We start from the raw sequence: 15787 nt of genomic DNA, 5'->3' as shown, positions 1-15787 counted from the left end.
TTTCCCTTACTTTTTCAGAACCAATTCCTCAATTTCACGGTCACCCATGATACCACCCGGACGCAAGGCCATCGTTAGGACAATAACCGCCCCCAAGGTTACACCAGAAAGGCCCAGAACTTCGGGCAGGTCAATACCCAGAACCTCTGGGCCTGTTTCCAGCCAGCGAACCCATTCCAACCCAAAAGAAATCAGGAATGTTCCCAACACGGCCCCAGTTACCGTGCGCATACCCCCCAAAATCAACATGGCGAGCGTCAAAAACACATGGTTAAAATAAAACGGTCGGGCGCTGATCGTTCCCAGGTAATAGGCATAGGCAATGCCCGCCACGCCCAATAAAATTCCAGACAACACCCATGCGATCAGCCGCAGCCGGAAAAAATTGACCCCCATGGATGCGGCCCCCACTTCGTCATCAGCAGAGGCGCGCAGTGCAATTCCCCAACAACTTTCGCGAAAACCACGCACGATAAAAACCATGAGCACGGCAAGAGTTACGGCAGAGGCTAACGTGAACACCTGCGGAATGCCAAAGAACGCCTGATTGCCTTTAAAAATATCAGTCCGATAGAGGAAAATTGAGTGCACAATGACCAGCAAAGCAAGGGAGAAGATTGTCGCGCCGGTACCCGAAAGCCTTACGATGAATAGCCCCACAAGGACGGCAAAGAGGCCTGTAAGAAAAAGGGCAATCAAGGCTGAGGTGATCGGATCCAGTGCAAAGGTACTGAGGCCCCAGGGCGCGTTTGGCAGTGAAATCGCCTTCATCGCAACGGGGGTAACGCAGATCGCAGCAACATAGGCACCGATGCCCATGAACGCCGAATGGCTTAGGTTAGTAATTCGCGCATTGCCCATGAAAACCTGCAACGCCAGCACCACCATCAAATTGACGTAAGCCCCATAAACAATACGCAATTGGTATCGCGACCCAAAATAGCTGGCCACCAGACCAATTCCAATCAGGATCAAGGCAAGCAAGCTTGCTCCAACAAGCCCTCGTTTTTGGCTACGCGAAAAGGTCACTGTTTGTCCCCCTTTTCTCTGCGTGGGGTCAGAATGCCTTCGGGTCGCCAGATCAACAGCATCGCAACGATGCCAAAGACGAAAGCGTCCGTCATGCCCCCCAACGATTGGGGCAACATGACCAGCATTGCCACCTCAATCGCGCCTAAAAGGAACCCGCCCAAAACGGCCCCTGGCAGGCTGCCAAATCCGCCGACAACACAAGCCACAAAGGCCTTTAGAACCGGATCAAAGCCTAAGTGCGGATCAACCGACCCGCGTCGCGCCATGATAAATACACAAGCGATCCCAGCCAATAGCCCAGAGATCATGAACGCCGCTGCAAACACCCGGTTAGCACGAATGCCGGTCAGGCGAACCATTTCAAAATCAAGCGCCGCCGCACGCATCGCCAGCCCCAGAACGGTACGCCGCAAAAACAGCGTCATGGCGATAATGACAGCAATCGTAGTGATCGTTTCAAAGAGCTGAAGCGATGAGATGCGAATGCTTCCTAGATCGATCGGCCATTCCAGAAAATACAGCGATGTTACCGCAATAGGACGCGGCGACACCAACAACAAAAAAAGATTTTGTAACACGATAGAGACCCCAAAGGCTGTCAGCAGCCCCGTGGTCGGGTCCGCATATCGCACAGGTCTAAACGCTACACGTTCCAGAGTGACAGAAGCAAATGTGGCCGCAATAACGGCGACGCCAATCACGATCAGAGGATTGCTGAGCGCAAGGGAAGTCATCGCAACCATTGTATAGCCACCGACGGCGATGATCTCTCCATGGGCGAAGTTGACCAACCCCATGATGGAAAAAACGATGGCCAGCCCCAATGCTAAAAGCGCATATTCCGCGCCAAATGACAGGGCATTCATCATCTGTTGTGCGATATACTCCATTAAGTCAGCCCCGTCAGTTCCGCCATAAGAGTGTCGTTGGACCCCAGCGTTTCCGCTGTTCCCTCGGCAACGATACGGCCATTGTTCAATAGGTAAGCATAGTCAGACAGACGCAAAGCTTGGGTCGCATTCTGTTCGACCAGCAGGATTGTCATGCCCTTGTCTTTCAGCGCACCAATCATCTTAAAAATTTGGGTAACTATTTTCGGCGCCAGCCCAAGGCTCGGTTCATCCAATAACAAGATATGAGGTTCGGCCATCAGCGCGCGCGCGATTGCCAACATCTGTTGTTCACCCCCGGAAAGCGTTCCTGCTGCCTGATCACGACGTTCGCCAAGGATTGGAAATGTATCGAACCATTCTGCGATACAATCTGCCAGCCCCTCTTTCTGATGCGCCCCGCCCAAACGCAGGTTTTCCTCAACACTGAGATTGGCAAAAACACGTCTACCTTCGGGCGACAGTGCAATGCCTTTGCGAATTCGGGATTCCACCGGAAGTGTTGTCAGGTCATCGCTCTTCAGTGTGATGGTCCCAGTTGATTTCGCAACACCTGTGATTGCTGAAATCGTAGACGTCTTTCCCGCACCATTAGGTCCAAGCAGCGCAACGCATTGGCCTTCTTTTACCGAAAATGAAATCCCATGTACTGCCTCAATAGGTCCATGGAATACTTTTAAATTGTCAATATGCAGCATTTCCAGACCCTTTGATGCAGGCGGGGCCAAACGCGGCCCCGCCAGAGTTGATTAGTTCCAGTCGGTCGGTGTGTTGGCTGGGATTTCGTTCGAAATCAAAACCCGTTCGCCGTTTTTATATCCCATCACAGGAATGGTCCGCTGCGCATATGTTGTCGTTTCCTTAAACGAAATACTGTCCACAGTTACCACGGGAATGCTGTCGGCGTTGCGGATGGTATCAGCGATCGTAGATGGATCTGTGCTGCCTGATTTTTCAACAGCCCAAGCAACAACGGCGACGGTGTCCGCACCTGTTGCAGGGAATAGTCCGGGGACATCGATGCCCATTTCCTTGCATTCAGCTATGAATTTTGTCACAGCACTTCCATCATGACTTGGTGCCAGTGTGGCAAAGAACACTTTGTCCAAAATGGACGGATCGTCAGACCCGATGGCATCCAGAGATGGATCATCAAACCCGTCTGAACCAATCACATAGGCATCGATACCTGCGCTTTTCAGCTGGCGGATCAGCACCGAAATATCCGGCATGATGGACGAGATATAAACCGCATCCACGTCGGTACCCAGCGCCTTCATCTCAGCAATTTGTGGTGACCAATCGGACGTGCCAAAGGAAAAATTCATCTTGGCCACCACTTTGCCGCCGCCAGCCTCAACCACATCACCGAACCAAAGTGGCGTGCGCGCGGACCAGGATCCACCTTCATCAGATGTCATTAAGACTACGTTCTTTACCCCAAGGCTCAGCGCATGATTGGCCGCAGCTGTTGCCGTGAACGGGTCAGGCGAAACGCCCGTGAAAAAATTGTCCACGATGCCAGCATGCATTTCTACCTGCGTTGATTGCGGCTGAAAGATTGACACTCCATAGGATTTGGCCACTTGTGCAACTGGGATCATTGTGTCGGAAAACGGGATCGTCCCCAACATCACGGCACCTTCGTCCAGAAACTTTTGTGCCAGGCTGATCGCGGTTTGCGTGTCAGCCGCTGAATCCTGAACCAGAACCTCTATGTCCATACCGTTGACGCCCCCACCAGCGTTGATTTTTTCGGCCATACAGCGCGCACCTTGCCACTCAGCGTAAGGCGCATAGTCGCCTGTCATGGGCACGCCAAGACCGATCTTGATTGTATCAGCAGCAATCGCCGGAGTGGCCAGCGTTAAGCAGGCCAATGCAGTTAATGTCTTTTTCATCTTTCTCTCCTGTTGGTTAAATGGCCGCTCATGCGGCATGTTCTTCTTCACCCAGATAAGCGTCAATCACTTGCCTGTTTTCCGATACCTCCTGGGGGGTGCCATCTGCGATGACTTCCCCCATATTCAAAACTGTGATGCGCTCGCTCAGCGCCATGATGAATTTCAAGTCATGATCGATCACCAATATCGAACAATCACTTTCGTCCCGGACCCAGCCTAGTGCCTCACCCAATGCCTCAGTCTCTTGTTCGTTCATACCGGCAGCGGGTTCATCCAACATCAAAACACGTGGACGCAAGGCCAGCGCACGCACGATTTCCAACCGTCTCAGCTGGCCATACGGCAAAGAGCTGGCGGGTTCGTTCAAACGGTCAGCAAGATCAAAGCGCAGGATGGCTTCGTGTAGCAGGGCATCGCCGCCTCTGCCGCTGGCCGTCCCGGTATAGCTAGCAACATCGATGTTTTGCTGTACTGTCAGGCTGGAAAAAACACGCAGGTTTTGGAAAGTACGCGCAATCCCGTTCTCGGCGCGCCGCTGCGCTGACACACCATCCAAGGGCGCACCATCCAAAGTTAACGTGCCCGCGGAATGCGTTAGAAGGCCCGATATCACATTTACCAGCGTGCTTTTGCCCGCCCCGTTTGGCCCGATCAATCCCCGCACTTCGCCGGGTGCAACCGACATAGCAACGTCTTGCAGGGCTTTAACCCCGCCGAATGTTTTGGTGATGCCCGTTAGCTCAAGCATCTGCCAACTCCGCCACCAGCTCTGCCGTGGTCACCTGTCGGCAATAGCCCTTAATTGTCTGAAGCGAATGATCGTGACGGTCCTGAGTATAGGTCAGACAGGCATCTGTGACTTGCGTGACAAGATATCCCAGATCACATGCATCACGAATCGCGCTTTCGACACATTGATCCGTAATCAGGCCGGATATAACAATCTGCTTCACACCAAGGTTTCGCAAAACATAATCTATGTGGGTCGAAACAAAGACTGACGAAGACGATTTAGGCAGGATAATTTCGTCTCCAACCGGTGCAATCTGATCAACCACCTTGCCATCCCAGGACCCTTTGGGAACATTAAAACCAGTAATTTTGTAATCCAGCGACCGATCCCGGCCATCCAATGTCAGGCTTTCGATGGTTGTGTACATCACCTCGACCCCGGCAGTGCGACAGGCCGACTGAATTGCCTGCATGTTGGGAATGACGTACGTGTCGAGTTGGTCAAAAAACCAACCGTATTTTTGCGCAAAATCGTCTGGCGGCAGGCCATCAAATTCAGCGCCATCCCGATGCGCCGCAAAATTCTGTACATCGATGAAAAGCAGGGCGGACTGATCAGGCTTTAGAGGAACATCACGGGTCAAATTCATGTCAGAGTCTCCATAAATTCAGCGATCGCAGTCGCCAAATATCCCGCCCAAAGCTTTGCGCCTTGGGCATGGTCAATCTGGTCATTGCGAATTTCGATAAGGCAATGTGGCAGACCGCGGGTCTCGGCATGGCGCGGGACGAACCAATCGGTTTCATCGTCAATCTGATAGGGTTGATTAAGCGCCAGTTCGAGTGCGGGTTGCTGACGGGACACGGATGCCATCAACGCCCTGGCGGTGTTTTTTGCATGGCGCGATAGAAATCCGGCGTGCCAACGGCGGTCCTGCCCATTCATACTGGGGGTAAAGGAATGAATGGAAAAACAGGCCTTAACCGTTTCAGTCAACCCAGCCTCAATTGCATGATCCATAGGCGCAAAAATCTCATCTATACGGCTTTGCTTATCCATCGATGTCAGGCCCTGGTTGCCTGGAATTGTCACGCCATCGCTGATTTCAGGCATCGAACCAGTACCATTGGGCGGTCTGTTCGCATCAATGACCAAACGACTGTACCGCTGAAGGATAAGCGGAGCATCTAGTACCTCACTAATACCAAGTGCCACGTTTCTTGCACCGATATCCCATGCCCGATGGCTGGTCAGCACGTCCTCGTTCAATTTCAGATTGTTTAGGGAACTGGGAATGTTACGTCCGGCATGTTCGCACAGCAACAAAACAGGCGACCCACTTTTATTGTTGAGCACTTCAACAGGAAAAGGGTCAGCCTCAGATAACAGGGATTGGGCGGCAGCAACATCCATTCCATCAACTTAGAGAAATGTCTTTTTCAGAGTCAATAAAAATGTGTTGACTGAAAATTATATTCCATCACATTTACACTATGTCAATTCGCACCCTTATCGAAAAATCATCCGAAAGCATGACCCCGTCGGAACGTAAACTCGCGGCTGTTTTATTGTCAGATTACCCCTTTGCCGGACTAGCCTCGATCAAAAAGCTTGCTGAAAAGGCCGAGGTTTCGCCCCCGTCAATTTCTCGATTTGTGACCAAAATTGGGTTGTCCGGCTACCCCGAGATGCAGCGCAGTCTGATTGCGGAAATGAAGGAAGGCGATCGTTCTCCTGTAGAAATTCACGCGACCGGAAAACAGATCGAAGGTGGATATCTTTCTGGTTTCCTATCCCGAACCGCGGAACAAATGCAATTGGCGGATGCCGCCATTACCGAAGGCCAGTTCAACCGTATCTGCGCCTTATTCGGCGACCCAAAACGCAACATTTATTCTTTGGGTGGCAGGATCAGCGACACAGTTGCACAACATCTGTCCTTTCACCTGCGCCAAGCCAGGGCGGGTGTGTTTCATATTGGGCGCGACCCCGAAATTTGGCCCGAATACCTGTTGCGAATGCGCCCCGGGGACGTGCTTTTCCTTGTTGATTTCCGCAGATATCAAGCAAATTTGAAACAGCTTTCGAAAATGGCAGCCGCGCGCAGGGTCCAGATTGTTCTAATGACTGACAAATGGATGTCGCCGGCGAAAAAATACGCTGCCGAAGTCTTGGCCGTACCGATTGAAATCAGCACAATCTGGGACAGTTATTCTGCCGCACTTGCCGTGACCGAAGCCATGGCAACGCGAACCGCAGAAGAAGACTGGACCTCTACCCGCAAACGCATTGAGGACTGGGACGCAGTCAGACAATCAGAACAGGATACGACACCATGACCCCCTTAATTTTTGCTGCCACAAACGACCTCGCCGGAAAAACACGGGGCAAAGCGTTTCCGGCTGATCAAATGGAAAAGCGGTTAAAACGCGGCGTCGGCTGGACGCCCACCAACGTACAAATTAACTGTTTTGACGGCATCGCCGACAGCCCGTTTGGTGCGTTGGGCGATCTTTTGTTGATCCCGGATGCCACGACCCATGTGCAAGCAACCTTCGACAACCGAACCGAACAACTCGTACTGGGTGACATCGTTTCACTGGACGGGGAACCTTGGGCGTTTTGCACCCGCTCCCTGTTGAAAACAGCACTTGCTCGGCTAAAGGGCGTGGCGGGGGTTAACTTACTGTCAGCCTTTGAACATGAATTCCAGCTAAAGCGCAATCTCAACCTTACAGGAGAGGCCTTTGGTCGAACAGGTTTTGAGGCACGAAGAGAATTGTGCGAGACGCTAATGTTCCAGCTTTCCAATGCGGGTTTCTCGCCAGACAGTATCATGAAAGAATACGGCCCCAACCAATACGAAGTCGTCATTGGCCCCGAAGAAGGCGTTCGTTCAGCCGATGCCGCCGTGATATTGCGCGAATTCACCCGATCCTGTGCCCGCGAATTTGGAGAAGAAGCAACCTTTACCCCAATCCGTGATCCCGCTAGCGTTGGCAATGGCGTGCATATCCACATGAGCTTTCTGGATCAAAATGGTGATCCTGCCACCTATGATGCAAACGGGCCATGCGGTATGTCAAAAATGACCGGTGCTTTCGCCGCGGGGGTGCTGAAATATATGGACAGCATCCTGGCGATCACCGCGCCATCTGTGGTGTCCTATCTGCGCCTGACGCCACATCGTTGGTCTGCCGCCTACAACAATCTTGGGTTCCGCGACCGAGAGGCCTCTCTGCGCGTCTGCCCCGTCACTGCCAAAGACCCAGCCAGCATCGCGCGCCAGTTCAACATAGAATACCGCGCTGCTGACGCAGCAGCCTGTCCGCATCTGGCCCTGGCCGCAATTGTGCATTCGGGTGTGCAGGGCATAGAAGAAGGATTGGAAGCTCCTGAACCAACGGAAGAGGATCTGTCCCTGCTTTCCTCTACCGAACTAGCAGATCGCGGCTATACCCGCCTGCCAGAAACGCTTGAGTCGGCATTGGAAAAATTTAACGCTAACCAAACCCTGACAGGTTGGTTTCCTGAATCCTTTGCAGCGGTTTACACAGCCCACAAAAGGTCAGAAATTGCCCATCTTTCTGAAATGGATACTGCCCAGCAGTGCACCGCCTATGAAGAGACGTATTAACGTAAATTAAAATCATACAGACTGGGCGGCGCAGACGTGTCACGCAGTTCTGGCGTCCACCCGCGTTGGCACTGTCAGACAAAACGAGCTTGAGACGGAGCAGGCGGTTTCGTAGCCTCGCCGTATGACAAAACACTCCCCATTCCGGTAATTTAAAACTAGCGCAGAGATCATCCGCTTGGCTGTGATGCTGTGTTCCCACTGACGCCACTCAGGTCCGCTTAATGCGCTAAACAGGCTGGGTGTGGGGTTAGGTTGATTGTACAGCCCTAAATGAACGCCACTTCTACTCACGAGACAATTTCAAGTTCAATCGAACCGCTGCTCTTGCTGAGTGGCGCCAACTATTGAGCGCATAGATTCACGCTGCGCCAGCAATCTGATGCGAGTTCTCGTTCGTCTGACAGCACCCCACGCACAGTTTCATGCGATTGGGCTCAAGACACTAACTTCAGCGCAAGCATTGTGTTAGTAAAAGCGTATCTTAATCAGGCTGACCAGAATGACTGATATTATGAACAGAATGAAGACGAAGATCATTAAAGAGTTTGGTACACCCTGCCTCATTATTGATCTTGATGTAGTTGAGCGCAATATCCAGCGTGCTCAAAAATTATGTGATAAAGCCGGGGTGGCAAACCGGCCGCACATCAAAACCCATAAATCACCACTTTTGGCAAAGATGCAGATTGAGGCTGGCGCGCGTGGGATTACCTGCCAAAAACTAGGTGAGGCCGAAGTGATGGCGGATGCAGGCATCACCGACATTATTGTCGCAACCAATCTTTTGGGAGCGGCGCGTTCGGGTCGGTTGGCAGCTTTACAACAGCGTATCGCTCTAAAGGTCTGTGCTGATAATCCGGTTGTACTTGAAGCCTATTCAAATGCTGCGCGTGAGTCTGGTAGACCTTTGGATGTGATGATTGAATGTGACACGGGACAAAAACGTGCGGGGGTTGAAACACCAGGTGAAGCGCTCGCATTGGCCCAAATCATCAATAATGATCCAATGCTCAATTTTGCTGGCCTATTATTTTATCCAGCGCTGGATACTTGGCCGGAGACTCAGATATTTCTTGACAAAATGATTAGAGGGTTTGCGGTGCTCGGTATGAGGCATGGGATTATTTCCACCGGAGGGACCCCAAATTTCCCCAATATTGGCAAGCTGTTAGGCGCAACTGAACATCGGGCAGGCACCTGTATTTTCAATGATCGCATGATGATCGAAGCTGGGTTTGCGCAGCAAGGCGATTGCGCACTCCACGTATTTACCAGTGTGGTTAGTCGCGGGGGCGAGGACCGTGGCATTCTGGATGCAGGCTCCAAAACACTGACATCTGACACTGGCGGTCTAGACGGGTATGGATTGATCCGTGAGTATCCAAAAGCACGCATCCATAAGTTTGCTGAAGAGCACGGGTTCCTTGATCTGTCACGTTGTCATACCAAGCCAGAGGTTGGCGATATCTTACGTGTTATACCGAACCATGTCTGCGTCACTGTGAATATGGTTGATCAACTCGTGGCGGTTAGAGGTGATACCATTATAGAAACGATTCCAGTGTCTGCACGAGGCATGTTGATTTAACGTGTAAAAGACATTATTTAATCTGACATTGTTATCATCCAGCGTGTGTCATTTCGTACATGCTGTCAGATTGGTTTGTGATAGGGATAGTCTTTTCGCCTACCAAATGTCGAGCTTCACGGAATGTTTGCATGGGCGTTTTTCCGTAGCAATGTTTTCCCGAATGGGGTCGCTGTTCGTTGTATTTTGCCAACCAATGATCAACGTCTGTTTGCAGCTCTTCCAGCGATCCGTAGATTTTCTTGCGGAACGCTATGTCATAGAACTCATTTTTCATGGTGCGATGAAAGCGTTCACAGATCCCGTTTGTTTGGGGATGGTTGGCTTTTGTCTTGCTGTGATCAATATCTTCCATGGCCAGATACAGTTGATAGCTGTGACGCTCAACGGTGCCGCAATATTCCGTGCCCCGATCTGTTAAGATGCGCAGCAGGGGCACCTCTTGTTCGTCAAAGAAGGGTACGACTTGGTCATTCAACATATCGGCGGCAGTGATCGCCGTTTTCTCAATGTACAGTTTTGCCATTGCCACGCGGCTATATGTATCGACGAAGGTTTGTTGGTAAATCCGTCCAACCCCCTTCATTGTGCCGACAAAATAGGTATCCTGGCTGCCAAGATAGCCGGGATGGTAGGTCTCAATCTCACCAGCCGCTTCACGTTGTGACTTGGCTTTTTCCAGCGCCACAATCTGCGCTTCGGTCAGAACAAACCCTTCTTGCGCGGACCGCGTTTCCAAGGCTTTCAGGCGTTTTTTCATGGTTTCCAGCTCGTTGCGCAACCAAATCGACCGCACCCCACCACTGGAGACCACGATGCCCCGCTGCAACAATTCTTGGGCGACACGCAGCTGGCCCAAGGCAGGATTTTCAATCGCAAGCTCAATCACCGCGCGTTCGACATGTTCCGGTACACGGTTGCGGATGATCGGCTTCTTACGGCTGATCTCGCGCAAGGCTTCTTCGCCACCGTTCTCATAAAGCTTCTTGAAGCGGTAAAAACTGTCACGCGAATAGCCCATGGTTTTGCAAGCCGCGCTGACGCTGCCAAGCTGCTTTGCCAATTCCAAAACGCCAAGCTTGGGCTTGATTAGTTTACTTTCGATGTTCGTCATCTCTCTGACTCCTTTTGTTCAAATATACAAAATTGTCAGATTAAATCTCGTTCTTTACACGTAATGTCTTGAGCAGGCTAGTGTATAAAGCGGTACTGCTTTGGAATACCCTCCAACTATCATGTCGTTGATCCTAGAGGTGGTGTCAGAGGAGTTATCCCAAGTAAGCAAGGGTACTAAGCTGTATCTTTAGCAGTTGCTTTTAAAAGGCCTTCTACGTTTGCTCCAAAGTCTATTCGGATTCTTTCTGCAACAATTTCACCTGTAAAAACCGCTGTTGAAGCTAAAATTACATCTACAGCAGCTATGGTGCCGTTCAAATAGCCTTCTACTGTGACAGACCTTGCTCGCACGTTACCGTCCACATTGCCTGTACCTGTCACTACGAGTACATCTACAGTTAAATCACCTTTAATCCTCCCGCCAAACTCTACTGTACCGTCACTTTGCCAATCGCCTTGGATAACTATGCCATCATGTAATAGTGATCGACGTTGTCTAGGTTCCTTGGAGAAACTGCTTGCAGGTGTAAGGCCTTCGGTTGTTGGTTTGGAAAACATATTTGATACCATGTGCCATTTGAGCGTTTTATCTGAGTATTCTAACAAAGATAACCTGACAACAACCTATCAAGAATAAAAAGAAAATATAGCAGATACACTAGAAGCTACCACCTAAATAACTATTCTCCCATCTCTCAGGGAAATAGAGATTGTCGTACCAACCTCCGCATCTCACCCACGATCACGCCACAAACACAGAGGTATTATCCCAAGTCAGCAAGGGTATTAGTCTTAAGGCGCTGGGTTCATCGAGTATGCTCGATCCGGTCACCAATACTGCGCATCTTATCTTCAAGCAGTTTTTTCATCTCAAAAACTACATCTTGATAGTGGTGATCGTTGTAACGGTTGAAGAGCTCCATTGGATCCTCTTGGCAGTCAAATAATTCCCACTCCTTGTCTTCTCCACCATCATTTGTGCCCGGCAGATCAAAACCTTCATTATACCAATAAATTAATTTATATCTTTTATTACGGATCCCGTAGTGCGCGAAAGCATTATGGTCTGGATCTTTGTGCATCCAGTATCGATGATATGCAAGTTGAGACCAATCTTCGGGTGTCTCTCCTTCAAACAGCGGTCGTAAACTCACCCCCTGCATATAAGATGGAATAACTGTATCAGCGTAATCGAGAAATGTAGGCGCAAAATCTACATTACAACAAATATCTTTATTGACCTGACCCGGACTGATTTTAGCGGGGTAACGTACCAAAAACGGCATTTGAAAGGACTCTTCGTAAATAAACCTTTTATCAAACCAGCCGTGTTCACCGAGGAAAAAACCTTGATCTGAAGTATATATAACTATCGTATTTTCGGCCAAGTTATTATCATCCAAAAACTGAAGTATTTCACCAACGCTATCGTCTATCGATGCTATTGTTGCTAAATATCTCTTCAAATACCTTTGATATTTGAAATTATGAAACTCCTCAGGCGTATTGAATTGGAATATTTCACCGGTGTGTTTGTCGATAAGTTTTATATCTGAAACATCACTCGGATTCGGGATTTTACGGCGATTACTTTTTCGCCTCGCTCTTTCTCCTACTTCTAAACCACCTTCTGGCTGTACTAGTCCTAAGTCGTCATAGGTAATATCGTCTTTAATTCGCATTTTTGCAGCTGCAGCTGCTTTAGCTCTGTTTTTATAGACGTCATTGAAAGTATCGGGAATGGCGATCTCATCTGTAAACAAATCTCTATATTTCGGATTGGGTTCCCACTCACGATGCGGTGCTTTGTGATGACACATTAAAAAGAATGGCTTGCCCTGATCACGAGATTTCAACCACGCTAAAGATTTGTCCGTGATTATATCTGTTGCATAGCCCTCAGCTTCTATTTCGTCACCCATCTGATTGAAGACCGGGTCAAAATAATCGCCTTGGCCCGGCAAAACGGACCAAAAATCAAAGCCGGATGGCTCGTGTTCTTTACCTTCACCTAAATGCCACTTTCCAATTATAGCCGTCTGATATCCATCGCTCTGGAGGTGTTTGGCTACGTTAGGTAGGCGACCATTAATAGGTGTATCGAGTGTAGTAACACAATTTACATGGTTATAAGTGCCTGTTAATATTGCAGCCCTGCTTGGTGTACAGATTGAATTTGTAACATAACAATGGTCCAACCTTGCTCCTTCATTAGCCAATCTGTCTATGTTAGGAGTTTTATTTATGCCATACCCATAAGCACTTATCGCCTTAGCGGCATGATCGTCCGCCATGATAAAAATGATATTTGGCCGCTCTGTCATAATGATCCTCAAATGGGCTAGATGAGTTATCTAGATTATGAATATACTCCATCTTCATCTACTCAAGCGGCGCAATCAAGTGTAGTCGCCTCGGTAGGTGTATAATGTAAAGTTTACGATATTCCGTTTTACCTTACTTTTACCTTCGATATAACATTTTGTTGCTGGTCAGACTGTCTTCCACGTGCGCTTGATCCCGAGACGTAATGATCATGTCGTTGATCCTAGAGGTGGTGTCAGAGGAGTTATCCCAAGCAAGCAAGGGTATTAGACTTGAGGCGCTGGGCTTTGGTGGAATTTCTCGGTTAAACTAAAAACAGCATAAACTGGAATCATCGATTGTTAGGAACGATGCGGCAACACAGGAAAATCATAATCATTACATGTTCATTATTCTTAATGACTGTGTCGGGAGGTTTGATTTATGTTCTTGCACCCAAATATTTTGAAGCTCAACAGGCTGAACGTGACAATTCTACAAAATGTAAATCATACCGAGCATTAGAAAGTATTGCATTTGCTATGTACCGAGAAGACCCTAACGGTGTTGAGTGGCTGTCAAAGGCAAGAGAAGCAGAAACTAGACGCAAACAGCACAAATGCTCACAGCTTGTCTTGGCTGAATAGGAAATACGCTGGGATAGATAAAAAACGATGAATTTAGCTGGGATATAAAAGGATGGAGGGCAAAAATGTGAACATGCTACTAAAAACATCTATCTATCACTTTATCATTGCAGCACTGACGATATTCTTTCTCTCAACGAGCAACGCAATGGCATATGAAGAACCTGAATATAAACTAATCAAATCTACAGATATTTATGAAATACGCCAGTATCAAGATCGGCTTGCAGTGGAAACCACCCAGTCGCAAAGCCAAAATGGCGCATTTAGAAGGCTATTCAACTATATCTCCGGTTCTAACGAAAGTTCGTCAAAGATTGCTATGACTGTTCCCGTGATACAGTCAAAAGATAGTAGTGGCGCATCTATGATTTTTTTCTTACCTAAGAGTTTCACCAAACAATCAGCCCCGTTACCAGATGGGGACGATGTAAAACTAATTACCGTCAAGGGTGGTTTTTACGCAGTCACTAAATATTCAGGGCGCTCCACTGATCAAAACTTTATCAAACACTCTGCCCTTCTTTTTGAAGCCCTGAGGAAAGATAATATTCTCACAATTGGTGATCCGATGATGGCCACCTATAACGGCCCGTTCACATTACCATTTATGAGACGAAACGAAGCCATGTATCGTGTGAACTGGAAATAAAGCGGCGTACCAGCAACAATTTTTAAGCCACAACGTCAAAAATCGGTACACAAAATAGGTACATATTCGGTACACAAAAATATAAGAACCCTACCCTTAAACGCTGTATTTAAACAATAAATATAAACAAAGCGATCCCTACCGACGGAGCCATTATTAACAAATACTTATACAAAATTAGTAAAAATAGGTGACAGGGCTTGTCACCTGATTTGTCACTTTGCTGACACTAATAGTTTTTTATAGAAAAATGTTCTGGTTCATTTAATTTAAAATCAAAAAACATCGCTGGTTTATAAAAACCCTAATCTACAAAAACTCAACGTCACCATTGCAGTTATAAAAATCTAATCCTTGCGTAAAAAGCTTTCTGAAGCTAATTTTTGCTCTGCCACAGGGTGGTATAACCCGCTTTTGAACGAATGCGGGCAATGGCTCTGACCTCTCTAGGGCCAGTTTTGCTAGGTTCATAGATTATCCGAATTAGCTTTAGGGCTGGAGGCATTGGGCTTCTTTGCAAGCCCTCTATTTTTGTAAGTCTATCATTAAGCTTCATTAGTAGCCCTTCAGCAACGTTGATACCGCTTCGATCTCTTCTTGCACATTGGGATCACCGGATGATTTACGCAGTGCGAGACCATCAAGGCACTCAATGATTGCAGTGAGGGCTTTTTCGGCTTCCGGGTTTGGTGTGCTGGGCCTGCTGGCTTCGATACGATAAATGCGCTTGCTAATGGTCTGCATGATCGCCTTCCAGTGCTTTTAGACGATATTCAATATCTGTAAGTTCAAGAGTGCGCCTGTAGCTGTCTATGAGGCCCATAACCCTTGTTCCCTCAATTGGAGTAAGGGTTCCGTAACTTACGGCTCTGAGAACGCTTCCTGCAGCCTCTGAGGCGTCTATGGCATCGCACATTTGAGGTAGGGGAAACACAACAGGCTTATCCTTCATTGGAGGCGCTATGCGGTCCATACAGAGCCTCAGGGCAATGCTGTCACCTTCCAGTGCTTTCGATATGGCTGTTTGGGTTAATGCTTCTGCTTGCCCCTCTAGAAGGCTGTCAATTGCAATGGTGGCTTTATTGCGGGAACCCTTGGGGCGCCCTGCGTTCCCATCAGAGAACTTACCATCCGTATTTCTGCCGTTTTTCATATCTAATGATAACATAAATATAGCTTACTTTGAAGTTTTTGTTCAAAAATTTAAGTGCTGCAGCTGTAGCTGGGCCTGAAGGGCGCTACCTTTACTAAGGCCTCAATTGTAAGCTGAACCGCGCCACT

Annotated in this window: 16 protein-coding genes; 4 read left to right on the top strand and 12 right to left on the bottom strand. The window is 48.6% G+C overall.

Annotated features, from left to right (window positions below):
- Nucleotides 1–6: 6 nt before the first annotated feature.
- From RCA23_RS06065 to RCA23_RS06035, 7 genes are read right to left on the bottom strand one after another with little or no spacing between them, the layout of a single operon-like run.
- Nucleotides 7–1029 carry an ABC transporter permease subunit gene (locus RCA23_RS06065; RefSeq protein ID WP_044049551.1) on the bottom strand — a complete coding sequence of 341 codons (1023 nt, stop codon included), beginning with the start codon at nucleotides 1027–1029 and terminating at the stop codon, nucleotides 7–9.
- Nucleotides 1026–1922 (bottom strand): branched-chain amino acid ABC transporter permease, encoded by an 897-nt coding sequence (locus RCA23_RS06060; protein ID WP_044049550.1) that lies wholly within the window; start codon nucleotides 1920–1922, stop codon nucleotides 1026–1028. Before RCA23_RS06060 ends, RCA23_RS06065 begins: the two co-directional genes overlap by 4 nt.
- The gene (locus RCA23_RS06055; protein WP_044049549.1) at nucleotides 1922–2620 is read right to left on the bottom strand and encodes an ABC transporter ATP-binding protein; all 699 of its coding nucleotides are present in this window, start codon (nucleotides 2618–2620) and stop codon (nucleotides 1922–1924) included. Before RCA23_RS06055 ends, RCA23_RS06060 begins: the two co-directional genes overlap by 1 nt.
- A 51-nt stretch (nucleotides 2621–2671) precedes the next feature.
- On the bottom strand, nucleotides 2672–3823 hold the full coding sequence (locus RCA23_RS06050; protein ID WP_044049548.1) for an ABC transporter substrate-binding protein: 1152 nt from the start codon (nucleotides 3821–3823) through the stop codon (nucleotides 2672–2674).
- Between the two features lie 28 nt (nucleotides 3824–3851).
- The gene (locus RCA23_RS06045) at nucleotides 3852–4574 is read right to left on the bottom strand and encodes an ABC transporter ATP-binding protein (protein ID WP_044049547.1); all 723 of its coding nucleotides are present in this window, start codon (nucleotides 4572–4574) and stop codon (nucleotides 3852–3854) included.
- A complete protein-coding gene (locus RCA23_RS06040; protein ID WP_044049546.1) occupies nucleotides 4567–5208 on the bottom strand; it encodes a cysteine hydrolase family protein in 642 nt (213 codons plus the stop codon). Before RCA23_RS06040 ends, RCA23_RS06045 begins: the two co-directional genes overlap by 8 nt.
- Nucleotides 5205–5972, bottom strand: coding sequence for an N-formylglutamate amidohydrolase (locus tag RCA23_RS06035; protein WP_044049545.1), 768 nt, complete (start codon nucleotides 5970–5972; stop codon nucleotides 5205–5207). Before RCA23_RS06035 ends, RCA23_RS06040 begins: the two co-directional genes overlap by 4 nt.
- A gap of 80 nt (nucleotides 5973–6052) precedes the next feature.
- Here RCA23_RS06035 and RCA23_RS06030 point away from each other — a divergent pair, with 80 nt between their 5' ends.
- From RCA23_RS06030 to RCA23_RS06020, 3 genes are all read left to right on the top strand, one after another.
- Nucleotides 6053–6898 (top strand): MurR/RpiR family transcriptional regulator, encoded by an 846-nt coding sequence (locus tag RCA23_RS06030; protein ID WP_044049544.1) that lies wholly within the window; start codon nucleotides 6053–6055, stop codon nucleotides 6896–6898.
- Entirely contained in the window at nucleotides 6895–8196 is a 1302-nt protein-coding gene (locus RCA23_RS06025; protein ID WP_044049543.1) for a glutamine synthetase family protein, read from the top strand. The genes RCA23_RS06030 and RCA23_RS06025 overlap by 4 nt, the downstream gene beginning before the upstream one ends.
- 502 nt (nucleotides 8197–8698) lie before the next feature.
- On the top strand, nucleotides 8699–9787 hold the full coding sequence (locus tag RCA23_RS06020; protein ID WP_081870911.1) for an alanine racemase: 1089 nt from the start codon (nucleotides 8699–8701) through the stop codon (nucleotides 9785–9787).
- Nucleotides 9788–9821: 34 nt separating this feature from the next.
- Here RCA23_RS06020 and RCA23_RS06015 read toward each other — a convergent pair whose 3' ends face one another.
- The 3 genes from RCA23_RS06015 to RCA23_RS06010 all read right to left on the bottom strand — a co-directional run bounded on the left by RCA23_RS06015 (nucleotide 9822) and on the right by RCA23_RS06010 (nucleotide 13227).
- Nucleotides 9822–10901, bottom strand: a complete 1080-nt coding sequence (locus RCA23_RS06015; protein ID WP_044048845.1) for an IS481 family transposase — start codon at nucleotides 10899–10901, stop codon at nucleotides 9822–9824.
- 176 nt (nucleotides 10902–11077) lie between these two features.
- Nucleotides 11078–11461 (bottom strand): polymer-forming cytoskeletal protein, encoded by a 384-nt coding sequence (locus tag RCA23_RS16240; protein WP_081870910.1) that lies wholly within the window; start codon nucleotides 11459–11461, stop codon nucleotides 11078–11080.
- Between the two features lie 248 nt (nucleotides 11462–11709).
- Entirely contained in the window at nucleotides 11710–13227 is a 1518-nt protein-coding gene (locus tag RCA23_RS06010; protein WP_044049542.1) for a sulfatase family protein, read from the bottom strand.
- A gap of 679 nt (nucleotides 13228–13906) precedes the next feature.
- Here RCA23_RS06010 and RCA23_RS06005 point away from each other — a divergent pair.
- Nucleotides 13907–14506 (top strand): SOUL family heme-binding protein, encoded by a 600-nt coding sequence (locus tag RCA23_RS06005; RefSeq protein WP_201770478.1) that lies wholly within the window; start codon nucleotides 13907–13909, stop codon nucleotides 14504–14506.
- A gap of 555 nt (nucleotides 14507–15061) precedes the next feature.
- Here the strand turns inward: RCA23_RS06005 and RCA23_RS06000 are convergent.
- Nucleotides 15062–15250 carry a hypothetical protein gene (locus RCA23_RS06000; protein ID WP_044049541.1) on the bottom strand — a complete coding sequence of 63 codons (189 nt, stop codon included), beginning with the start codon at nucleotides 15248–15250 and terminating at the stop codon, nucleotides 15062–15064.
- Nucleotides 15237–15674 carry a hypothetical protein gene (locus RCA23_RS05995; protein ID WP_052377066.1) on the bottom strand — a complete coding sequence of 146 codons (438 nt, stop codon included), beginning with the start codon at nucleotides 15672–15674 and terminating at the stop codon, nucleotides 15237–15239. Before RCA23_RS05995 ends, RCA23_RS06000 begins: the two co-directional genes overlap by 14 nt.
- Between the last annotated feature and the right edge of the window lie 113 nt (nucleotides 15675–15787).

Origin of the sequence: Planktomarina temperata RCA23, assembly GCF_000738435.1 — a bacterium.
GTDB lineage: Bacteria > Pseudomonadota > Alphaproteobacteria > Rhodobacterales > Rhodobacteraceae > Planktomarina > Planktomarina temperata.
This window is presented reverse-complemented; position numbering and strand designations above follow the sequence as displayed.